The organism is Phytomonospora sp. NPDC050363, assembly GCF_040655735.1.
Lineage (GTDB): Bacteria > Actinomycetota > Actinomycetes > Mycobacteriales > Micromonosporaceae > Phytomonospora.
On the sequence record NZ_JBFAKK010000020.1, the window covers coordinates 86,277 to 96,312 of the forward strand.

Consider the following 10,036-nt stretch of genomic DNA (forward strand, 5'->3'; position numbering starts at 1 on the left):
CGTGACGACGAACGATCATGACGGCGGATCGCGCCGGGTGGAGCTGCGCCCCTACGCCGAGGGCGACTTCTGGATCCTGGAGCGCAACAACGCCCCCGAGCAGACCGACCACCTCGGCGGACCGGAAACCCCGGAAAAGCTCGCCGACCGCCACCGGCGCTACCTCGATCTCGAACCGGCCACCGGCATGATGTTCGTGATCGAGTACGAAGGCGCCGAAGTGGGCACGATCGGCTATTGGGAGAAGGAATGGAACGGCGAGACGGTCTTCGAGACCGGCTGGGCCATCCTGACCGACCACCAGGGCCGCGGCCTGGCGACCCTCGCCGCCGTCGCGCTCGCCGACAAGGCCCGCGAGCTGCGCTCACACCGCTGGCTGCACGCCTACCCGTCGGTCGACCACCCCGCGTCGAACGCGATCTGCCGCAAGGCCGGTTTCACCCTGCTCGGCGAGGCCGATTTCGAGTACCCCAAGGGCAACCCGATCCAGGTCAACGACTGGCGCCTCGACCTGGAGGCCTAACCCACCACGCCGGCGAGCTCTCCCCGTGAGAGCACGCCGAGCTTCGGGTAGGCCTTGTACAGGTGGTAGCCGACCGTGCGAGGGCTGAGGAACAGCCGCGCGGCGATGTCCTTGTTCGACATCCCCGCGGCCGCCAGCCGCACGATCCGCGCCTCCTGCGGGGTCAGCGCCGACAGCGGCCCGGGCTCCTCGCGGGCGCCCGCGCTCTGCCCGGTCGCCTCCAGCTCGACCCGGGCGCGCTCGGCCCACGGCCGCATCCCGGCGCGCTCGAACACGTCGAGGGCATGTCGGAGTCGGTCGCGGGCCTCGGCCTTGCGGCGGGCCCGGCGCAGCCACTCGCCGTGGAGCAGCGCCGTGCGCCCCGCCTCGGTCTCCTGCCGTTCCCGCTCGTGGAGCCCGGCGGCGGCGGTGAAGTGCTTCTCGGCGGTGTCGTCGTCGGCCAGCAGCGCCCGGCAGCGCTCGGTGAGTGCCAGCGCCCAGGGCCGTCCGACGCGCCGCGCCCAGGCGGCGAAGTAGCCGAAGGACTCCACGGCCCGCTCGGGGCTGCCGATCCGCACGGCGGCCTCGACCATGTCGGGGACCGCCCGCAGCGTGCAGATGTGATGCCGGGTCGGGGTCCTCGTCAGCCGCTCCAGCCCGGCGAGCGCGTCGGTGACCCGCCCGGCGCCCAGGTCGAGGCGGGCGAGCGCGGCCCGTGCCCACGGCGCGCCGGGCGACATGGCGCCGCCTGCGATGTCGGCCATGGCCTCGGCGGCATGGCGGCGGCACTCCTCCTCGTCTCCGGCGACGGCGTCGAGGTAGGCGAGCACGGCACTGAACTGGCTGGTCCACTGGGGCTGCCCGCTGTCACCGGCCAGGCGCATCGCCTCGGTCGCGGTCTCGCGGGCGGCGGAGTAGCGGCCCTGGAAGACCTCGATCTCGGCGGCGAAGAACAGCGCGGTCGGCAGCCTGCCCCACCCGCCGAGCGCGCGGATCTCGGTGGCCAGCCGGGTCGCCAGCTCGTAGGCGGCGGCGTCCTGCCCGACGGCCACGCCGATCCCGCACATCATCAGCCGGTCCCCCAGCGTCGCGCCGGGCACGTCGGCCAGAACCGGGGGAGTCTCGTCGAGGATCCCGCCGGCGATGAACGCGACCGCTTCGGCGCGCGGACGCCCGGCGGGAAGCCGCAGGGCGGCCAGCCGGCTCGCGGTGTCGGCCAGCTCGTCCTCACCGAGGTACCAGGCGAAGTGCAGGGCCTGCCCCAGCAGCTCGGCGGCGTGCTCGGGTTCGTGGTGTTCGGCCTCGTCGATGGTGAGGCGGTGCGCGAGCGTGTAGTCGCCGGCCCAGAACGCGTGCAGCGTCCGCAGGTAGGCGAGGCGCCCCCGCAGCTCCGGCGCGATCGGCGCGCCGACCCGGGCGGCGAGCTCGGCGGCCCGGTCGCGAAACCCGGCCTCGGCGGCCGACTCCGCGGCGAGGACCAGACGCCGGCCGCGTTCGCCCTCGTCGGCCGACAGGCGTGCCGCCTCGGTGTAGGCCGCGCACGCCGCCGACTGCCCTCCGCGCGCCCGTGCCCGATCGGCGGTCTCCTCCAGTGCACGCGCGACCGACTCGTCGGCCCCGGTGGCGCCCTGCGCGAGATGCCAGGCCCGCCGGTCGGCGTGCCCGGGAGCGTCGAGGACCCCCGCCAGCGCCCGGTGAGCGGCCAATCGTTCCCCGTGGGCGGCGCCCTCGTGCACGGCACTGGCGACCAGCGGGTGACGGAACACCACCCGCCCCTCCTCGACCCGCACCAGTCCCGCGTGCTCGGCGGGCGGCAGGTCGCCGGTCCCGGCGCCCAGTGCGGCCGCCGCGCTCGCGATCACCGCCAGCGAACCGCTCGGTTCGAGCGCCGCCAGAAGCAGCAGCGTCCGCGTCGCCGGCGGCAGACCCGAGGCCGTGCCGTGGAACGCCTGCCGCAGACGGTCGGTCAACGGCACCGACCCCGAACCGGCACCGGCCGGCTCGGCGGCGATGCTCAACGGCAGCTCCCGCAGCGCCAGCGGATTACCGCGCGATTCGGCGAGGACCCGGTACCGCACCGTCACGTCCAGCCCGGCGAAATGCTCGTCGACCAGCGCACTCGCCGCACGCGCGTCGAGCCCGCCCAGCCGCAGTTCCCCGAAACCGCTCACCGGCCCCTCCTCACGAGTGGCCAGGACGAGCGCGACCCCCTCGGCGTGCAACCGCCGCACCGCGAAGAACAACGCGTGCGCGGAATCCCGGTCCCACCATTGAGCGTCATCGACGGCCAGGAGCAGCGGCGTCTCGGTCGCCGGCTCGCTCAGCAGTGTCAGCACCGCCAGCCCGACCAGCATCGGCTCCGGCGCCGGGCCCGATGCCAGCCCGAAGGCCGTCTCCAGAGCCCTCCGCTGCGGATCGGGCAACTCCGCGACACCGCCGAGCCGGTCGTGGAGAAGCATGTGCAAGCCCGCGTAGGGCAGCTCCGCCTCGAACTCCACGCCCAGCCCCTGGAGGACCGGCAGCCCCTCGGCCCGTGCGGAGGCGACCGCGTGCTCGACCAGAGCCGTCTTCCCGATACCCGGCTCACCGCGCAGGACGAGGACACCGCTGCGCCCTTCCCGCGCCTCGGCCAGCAGACCGGAGACGGCGGCGAGTTCGGTGGCACGGCCGTGAAGCATGTGGGAAAGGTACTCGGCCGATCTTGACGAGCGGACGGGACGGCGCCGCGCGCCGCCCACTCCCGCGCCCGAACCGGCTCAGGCGCCCGCGGGAACCTTGTCCAGGAACCCGTGCACAGCTTTGATGCGCTCACCGTCGAGCTCGACGACGTCGAAGCCGACCACGATCGGCTCCTCACCGGCGGGACCCAGGTGCCACGTGAAGCGCACCAGATCGTGGTGCCCGTCGACGACACCGCCCAGGCTGAACACCAGCCCGGCGAACTGCCCCTGCACCGCACCGATGGCCGCGCTGATCGCGTCCGCCCCGGCCAGTTCGGCCAGCGGGTCGGTGTAGGTCGCCTCCGCGGTCCAGTACTTCTCGACCAGCGCGCGGCGGGCCCCGGCGTCGGTCTCGTTCCAGGTCTGGATGTACTGGGCGGCGACGGTCTCGTAACGGTTCATCTCGTTCTCCCTTTAGGTTCAGATCGCTTGTGTTCTTGCTGGTCTGAACGTTACGGAGATCGAGAGAACGCGGAATCCGTCAAGCATCAGTACTTTTTGGCAGCCGCTTGGGCAACCAGCCCCGGTCACGCCGTCGAGCGCAACACGAGCTGCGTCGGCAGCGTCTTCGGCGAGTCCGGCTGCTCGCCGGCCAGGATCCGCTGCATCATCCGCACCATCTCCCGGCCCAGCAGGGGCGAGGGCTGCTGCACCGTCGTCAACGGCGGCTCGGCGTAACGCGCCTGCTCGATGTCGTCGAACCCCACCACCGCGACATCGTCGGGCACCCGGCGACCACTGTTGCGCAAGGCCGCCAACGCCCCGATCGCCATCAGATCGGAGGCGGCGAAGACCGCGTCCAACTCCGGCTCGTCGGCCAGCAGCGACTGCATCGCGCGCTCGCCGCTGTCGCGGCTGAAGTCCCCGTAGGCGACGATGGCGCGCCGGTCGGCGGCCGCGGTGCCCTCGCGGTAGCCGATGAGGCGGTCCACGCCGGCGTTCATGTCCTGCGGGCCGGCGATCGTGGCGATGCGGCGGCGGCCGGCGCCGACCAGGTACTCGACGGCGCTGCGGGCGCCGCCGACGTTGTCGACGTCCACGTAGGCCAGCGCGGGCCCGAACAGCGGCCGCCCGCCGCACACGACCGGCGGGCCCTGCTTGCCCAGCGCCGAGTAGAGCGGGTCGTTGCCGTGGCAGGACAGCAGCAGCACGCCGTCGACGTGCACGCTGGTGAAGCGCTGCACCCGGTCGCGCCCGGCGGGGGTGTCGGTGGTCATCAGGACGAGTTGCTTGTCGCCTATCTCCAGCTCGGCCGAGACGCCGCGCACGACGTCGATGAAGAAGGGGTCGTCGCCGAAGACCTGCGCGGTCGGCTCCGAGACGACCAGCGCGATCGAGTCGGTCCGGCGGGTCACCAGGCTGCGCGCGGCCGGATTGGGCACGTAGCCCAGCGAGTCGACGGCGGTCCGGACGGCCTCGCGGACGCCGGCGGAGACCCCGCCGGCGCCGTTGACGACTCTGGAGGCCGTCGCCCGCGAGACTCCGGCCAGCTTGGCGACCTGCTCCAGGGTCGGACGGTGCGGTGTCATCTACGCCAGCCCGTTTTGGCTGATCACCTTCCGATACCAGTCCGCGCTGGCCTTCGGGGTCCGACGCTGGGTCGCGTAGTCGACGTGGACGATGCCGAAGCGGCGGGTGTATCCAAAGGCCCACTCGAAGTTGTCCATCAGCGACCACGCCAGGTATCCGCGCAGGTCCGCACCGGCGGAGATGGCGGCGTGGGCGGCGCGCAGGTGGCCGTCGAGGTAGGCGATCCGGTCGACGTCCTGCACCTGGCCGTCGACGACCGCCGAGTCGGCGTACGCGGCGCCGTTCTCGGTGATCATCACCGGGAGGCCCTCGTAGTCCTTGTGCAGGCGCAGCAGCAGGTCGGTCAGGCCCGTGGGGTCGACGCGCCAGCCCATCTCGGTGACCGGGCCGTTGGGGGCGGTGAAGTCCATGCCCTCGCTGCCGGGGTGCGCCGGGCTGCCGGGGGCGTTGCGGCGGGCGCGCACCCAGGTCGGCGTGTAGTAGTTGATGCCGAGGACGTCCAGCGGCTGCTTGATGATCGCGCCGTCGCCCGACTTGACGTACCACAGCGGGGTGAAACGCTCGGCCAGCGTGAGCATGTCGTCGGGGTACTCCCCGCGCAGCAGCGGCTCCAGGAAGATCCGGTTGGACAGCCCGTCGATCTGCTCGACGGCCGCGAGGTCCTCGTCGTTGTCGGTGGCCGGCCGCACCGAGGTGCAGTTCAGCGCGATCGACACCTCGCCGGCCCCGGCGGCGCGGATCGCCTGCGCGGCGAGGCCGTGGCCGAGGAGGAGATGGTGGACGGCGGCGAAGGCCTGCGCCGGCGCGGTGATCCCGGGGGCGTGGTCACCCGAGGCGTAGCCGAGGAAGGCCGCGCACCACGGCTCGTTGATGGTGAACCAGGAGCGCACCCGGTCGCCGAACTTCGCCGCGACGACCGCGGCGTACTCGGCGAAGCGCTCGGCGGTCTCCCGCGCGGCCCAGCCGCCCCGGTTCTGCAGCGCCTGGGGAAGGTCCCAGTGGTAGAGGGTCGCCATCGGCGAGATCCCGGCCGCGCACAGCTCGTCGATCAGCCGGTCGTAGAAGTCGAGGCCGCGCGAGTTCACCGGACCGCTGCCCGAGGGCTGGATCCGCGGCCACGCGATCGAGAAGCGGTAGGCGTCGAGGCCCAGCGAGGACATCAGCGCGACGTCGTCGGCGTAGCGCAGGTAGTGCTCGCAGGCGACCTCGCCGGTGTGGCCGTCGGTCACCGCGTCGGGCACCGCCGAGAACGTGTCCCAAATGGACGGACCGCGCCCGTCCTGTTCGGTCGAACCCTCGATCTGGTAAGAAGCGGTGGCCGCCCCCCAGACGAAACCATCGGGAAACCGCAAGCCGGACATGTGACTCCTCGCAGGCGAAAGTGGGTGGGCGGGTAACGGTTCGGCGACCTTGATCATGCGCTTGCAATATCCGTGAGAGCGCTCTCAGGAGCCTTATCGAGGAGCGACGGGATGTCAATACCAGCCTCGGCAATTGGTTGATAACCATTGCGTAACAAGGACTTGACATCGACCAGTGCCGACACCACTCTCGCTGAGAGCGCTTCCAAAGGAAGCGCGGGGAAGGGAACACGCGCGGCCATCCACAGTGGCCGCAGAGGAGGCACGACGGATGTCGATTAAGAGCAAGGCCCTCCACCGACGCCGATGGCTGATCGCCGTCGCCGGAGCGGTCAGCGTCCCGCTGGTCGTCACGGGTTGCGGGAAGGCCGACGACGGCGCCGCGGACGTGGACTGCACGCCGTACGCCGAGTACGAGAAGCACGAGGACACCGAGGTCAGCATCTACTCGACCGTCCGTGACGTCGAGGCCGACCAGCTGACGGCGTCCTGGAAGGACTTCGAGAGCTGCACCGGTATCAAGATCGATTACGAGGGCACCGGAGACTTCGAGACGCAGATCGGCATCCGGGTCAACGGCGGCAACGCACCGGACATCGCGATCTTCCCGCAGCCGGGCCTGATGGCGACCTTCGCCGACCAGCTCAAGCCGGCCAGCGAGAAGCTCAAGACCCTCGCGACGGGCAACTACTCGGAAGACTGGATCAACTACGGCAGCGTCAACGGCACCCTCTACGGGACCTCCTTCGACGCCAACGTCAAGTCCTTCGTCTGGTACTCGCCGAAGCTGTTCGCCGACAAGGGCTACACGGTCCCCACCACGTGGGCCGAGCTGATCACCCTCACCGACAAGATCAAGGCCGACGGCATCGACACGCCGTGGTGCGCCGGGATCGAGTCGGGCGAGGCGACCGGCTGGCCGGCCACGGACTGGGTCGAGGACATGGTCCTGCGCACCGCCGGTCCCGAGGTCTACGACCAGTGGGTCAAGCACGAGATCCCCTTCAACGACCCCAAGATCGAGGCCGCGCTCGAGCGGGCCGGTTCGATCCTGCGCAACGCCGACTACGTCGGTGACGTCCCCAACATCGCCGCGACGTCCTTCCAGGCCGCCGGCCTGCCGATCCTGGACAACCAGTGCGGTCTGCACCGTCAGGCGTCCTTCTACGCCGCGCAGTGGCCCGAGGGCACCAAGGTCGCCGAGGACGGCGACGTGTTCGCCTTCTACCTCCCCGGTGACGACGCCGCCAACAAGCCGCTTCTGGGCGCCGGCCAGTTCGTGACGGCCTTCGCCGACCGTCCCGAGGTCGAGACCGTTCGCCAGTTCCTGGCCGGCGGCCTGTTCTTCAACGAGCGCATGAAGAAGGGCCCGTTCACCACGGCCAACAACAAGGCGGACCTGGCCAACGCGGCCGACCCCGTCATCAAGCTCTCCATGGAGCTGCTCCGTGACGAGTCGGTCACCTTCCGCTTCGACGCCTCCGACCTCATGCCCGCCGCGGTTGGGTCGGCGAAGTTCTGGACCGAGATGACCGCTTGGATCGCCGAGGGCAAGAGCACCAAGGAAGCCCTCGCCGCCATCGAAGCGGCCTGGCCGCAGGACTAGGTGAGACGCGGGGCCCGGAGCGATCCGGGCCCCGCTTCACCTTTTTCGGCAACGAAGCTGGAGGTCTTGCATGGATCAGATCAGCATCATCGACGAACTCCCGAAGTTCGCTCAGCTCGGCATCGGCATCGCCGTGTTCGTGGTCGTCGTCGGGCTCCTGCTGTTCCTCGTGGACAAGCTGCCCGGTTACGACAAGGGACGCTTCGCGGCGCTGGTGTTCCTGCTGCCCGCCGGGATCCTGCTGCTCATCGGCATGATCGTGCCGGCGGTGCGAACCTTCCTCCTGTCGTTCTTCGACGGCAAGGGCGAGGACTTCGTCGGGCTCGACAACTACGGCTGGATGTTCACCGAAGACGACATGCAGCAAGTCCTGATCAACACGTTGATCTGGGTCATCGCGGTGCCCGTCGTGGCGACCGCGACCGGCCTGATCTACGCGATCCTCATCGACAAGACCCGCACCGAGGCCCTGGCCAAGGCGCTGGTCTTCTTGCCGATGGGCATCTCCTTCGTCGGCGCGGGCATCATCTGGAAGTTCGTCTACGCCTTCAAGCCCGTGGGTCAGGAACAGATCGGCCTGCTCAACCAGATCGTGATCTGGTTCGGCGGCTCACCCCAGCAGTGGCTCATCAACGAGCCGTGGAACACGTTCTTCCTGATCGTCGTGATGGTCTGGATCCAGACCGGCTTCGCCACCGTGGTGCTGTCGGCCTCGATCAAGTCGATCCCGGGTGAGATCGTGGAGGCCGCCCGCCTCGACGGCGTCAACGCCTGGCAGATGTTCTGGCGCGTGACCGTCCCGTCGATCCGCCCGGCCCTGATCGTCGTCGTGGTCACCATGTCCATCGCCGCGCTGAAGCTGTTCGACCTCGTTCGCACGATGACCGCCGGAAACTTCGGCACGAGCGTCATCGCCAACGAGATGTACACGCAGGCGTTCCGGCTCGGTCAGCAAGGACGCGGGTCGGCCATGGCCGTCGTCCTGTTCCTGCTGGTGACCCCGATCATCATCTACCAGGTCCGGGCCATGCGGGCTCGCAGGGAGGAACGATGACCACGCTGACTCCCATGGCGGGAAAGCCGGCCGGCAAAGGCAAGCCGGAGGGCAGGCGCGCGAAGGCCAAGAAGCGGCTGACCAGCCGCACCGCCAGCCTCATCGCGCTGCTCATCGCGCTGCTGTGGACGACACCGACCTTCGGGTTGCTGCTGTCGTCGTTTCGGCCCGAGGACGAGATCAAGGACAACGGCTGGTGGAACTTCTTCACCGCCCCCTCGTTCACGTTCGACAACTACGCCGAAGTACTGCTCAGCGACTCCTCCGCGGGGCGCCTGGGCAGCTACTTCATCAACTCTCTCGTCATCACGATCCCCTCGGTGCTGTTCCCGGTGGCGTTCGCGGCCTTCGCCGCGTACGCGCTGTCCTGGATCCGCTTCAAGGGGCGCGACACGCTGTTCATCGGCATCTTCGCGCTCCAGGTCGTGCCGCTCCAGATGGCCCTGGTGCCCCTGCTGAGCTTCTTCTCCTCGACCTTCAGCCTGGAGGACGAGGGGAAGTTCATCCAGATCTGGTTCGCGCACACCTGTTTCGCGCTGCCGTTCGCGGTGTTCCTGCTGCACAACTTCATGTCCGAGCTGCCCGGTGACGTCATCGAGGCGGCGCGGGTCGACGGAGCCAACCACGGCACGATCTTCCGCAAGGTCGTGCTGCCGCTGGTGACGCCGGCGCTGGCTTCGCTGACGATCTTCCAGTTCCTCTGGGTCTGGAACGATCTGCTGGTCGCGTTGGTGTTCGGCAGTGGGCTGGACACCTCGCCGATGACGGTCCGGTTGGCGGAGCTGGCGGGCAGCCGTGGTGAGGAGTGGCAACGGTTGACGGCGGGTGCGTTCATCTCGATCATCGTGCCGCTGATCGTGTTCCTCAGTTTGCAGAGGTACTTCGTGCGTGGGCTTCTCGCGGGCAGCGTGAAGGGCTGACGTGACGGGTACGAGGTAGGTCGCGTACGGCGCCATCCCCGATTCCGGGGGTGGCGCCGTTCGGGTGGGCGGGGGAATCGCGCCGGGGTGGGGCCGGCAGTTCGGGCGTCACCGAGCGCTGGGGCGACCTCGGGCCTCAGGCCTCAGCCCAAGGTCAACCTCAAGCCTCAAGCCTCAGCCCTCAGCCCTCAGCCCTCAAGGTCAAGCCCCCGGCCGGGGGCTTCGCCCCAGCCCTTAAGGTCAAGCCCTGGCCGGGGGCTTCGCCCCCCGCACCCCCACCGGAGCTCCGCCCCGGACCCCGCTGGGACTCCGTCCCAGACCCTGCTGGGAGGCTTCGCCCCCA

8 protein-coding genes are annotated in these 10,036 nt (G+C 70.0%); 4 read left to right on the forward strand and 4 right to left on the reverse strand.

Annotation, left to right across the window (positions count from 1 at the left end):
- Position 1: 1 nt before the first annotated feature.
- Positions 2 to 523 carry a GNAT family N-acetyltransferase gene (locus AB0I28_RS36455; RefSeq protein WP_357500477.1) on the forward strand — a complete coding sequence of 174 codons (522 nt, stop codon included), beginning with the start codon at positions 2 to 4 and terminating at the stop codon, positions 521 to 523.
- Here the strand turns inward: AB0I28_RS36455 and AB0I28_RS36460 are convergent.
- From AB0I28_RS36460 to AB0I28_RS36475, 4 genes are all read right to left on the reverse strand, one after another.
- A complete protein-coding gene (locus tag AB0I28_RS36460; protein ID WP_357500479.1) occupies positions 520 to 3,180 on the reverse strand; it encodes an AAA family ATPase in 2,661 nt (886 codons plus the stop codon). The two genes, AB0I28_RS36455 and AB0I28_RS36460, sit on opposite strands and share 4 nt — an antisense overlap.
- Positions 3,181 to 3,258: 78 nt before the next feature.
- Positions 3,259 to 3,624 carry a nuclear transport factor 2 family protein gene (locus AB0I28_RS36465; RefSeq protein ID WP_357500481.1) on the reverse strand — a complete coding sequence of 122 codons (366 nt, stop codon included), beginning with the start codon at positions 3,622 to 3,624 and terminating at the stop codon, positions 3,259 to 3,261.
- Between the two features lie 125 nt (positions 3,625 to 3,749).
- Positions 3,750 to 4,751 (reverse strand): LacI family DNA-binding transcriptional regulator, encoded by a 1,002-nt coding sequence (locus tag AB0I28_RS36470; RefSeq protein WP_357500485.1) that lies wholly within the window; start codon positions 4,749 to 4,751, stop codon positions 3,750 to 3,752.
- On the reverse strand, positions 4,752 to 6,113 hold the full coding sequence (locus tag AB0I28_RS36475) for a GH1 family beta-glucosidase (protein WP_357500486.1): 1,362 nt from the start codon (positions 6,111 to 6,113) through the stop codon (positions 4,752 to 4,754).
- Positions 6,114 to 6,384: 271 nt separating this feature from the next.
- Between AB0I28_RS36475 and AB0I28_RS36480 the strand changes: the two genes are divergently transcribed.
- From AB0I28_RS36480 to AB0I28_RS36490, 3 genes are all read left to right on the forward strand, one after another.
- A complete protein-coding gene (locus tag AB0I28_RS36480) occupies positions 6,385 to 7,719 on the forward strand; it encodes an ABC transporter substrate-binding protein (RefSeq protein WP_357500487.1) in 1,335 nt (444 codons plus the stop codon).
- 70 nt (positions 7,720 to 7,789) lie between these two features.
- Positions 7,790 to 8,773: a sugar ABC transporter permease gene (locus tag AB0I28_RS36485; RefSeq protein ID WP_357500488.1), complete on the forward strand. Its 984-nt coding sequence runs from the start codon at positions 7,790 to 7,792 to the stop codon at positions 8,771 to 8,773.
- A gap of 14 nt (positions 8,774 to 8,787) precedes the next feature.
- Positions 8,788 to 9,693, forward strand: coding sequence for a carbohydrate ABC transporter permease (locus AB0I28_RS36490; protein ID WP_357500494.1), 906 nt, complete (start codon positions 8,788 to 8,790; stop codon positions 9,691 to 9,693).
- The last annotated feature ends 343 nt before the right edge of the window (positions 9,694 to 10,036 follow it).

Excerpts from the sequence above, each read along its gene's own strand:
- AB0I28_RS36470 (WP_357500485.1), bottom strand. The coding sequence starts at position 4,751 with ATGACACCGCACCGTCCGACCCTGGAGCAGGTCGCCAAGCTGGCCGGA.
- AB0I28_RS36475 (WP_357500486.1), bottom strand. The coding sequence starts at position 6,113 with ATGTCCGGCTTGCGGTTTCCCGATGGTTTCGTCTGGGGGGCGGCCACC.
- AB0I28_RS36465 (WP_357500481.1), bottom strand. The coding sequence starts at position 3,624 with ATGAACCGTTACGAGACCGTCGCCGCCCAGTACATCCAGACCTGGAAC.
- AB0I28_RS36485 (WP_357500488.1), top strand. The coding sequence starts at position 7,790 with ATGGATCAGATCAGCATCATCGACGAACTCCCGAAGTTCGCTCAGCTC.
- AB0I28_RS36460 (WP_357500479.1), bottom strand. The coding sequence starts at position 3,180 with ATGCTTCACGGCCGTGCCACCGAACTCGCCGCCGTCTCCGGTCTGCTG.
- AB0I28_RS36480 (WP_357500487.1), top strand. The coding sequence starts at position 6,385 with ATGTCGATTAAGAGCAAGGCCCTCCACCGACGCCGATGGCTGATCGCC.
- AB0I28_RS36490 (WP_357500494.1), top strand. The coding sequence starts at position 8,788 with ATGGCGGGAAAGCCGGCCGGCAAAGGCAAGCCGGAGGGCAGGCGCGCG.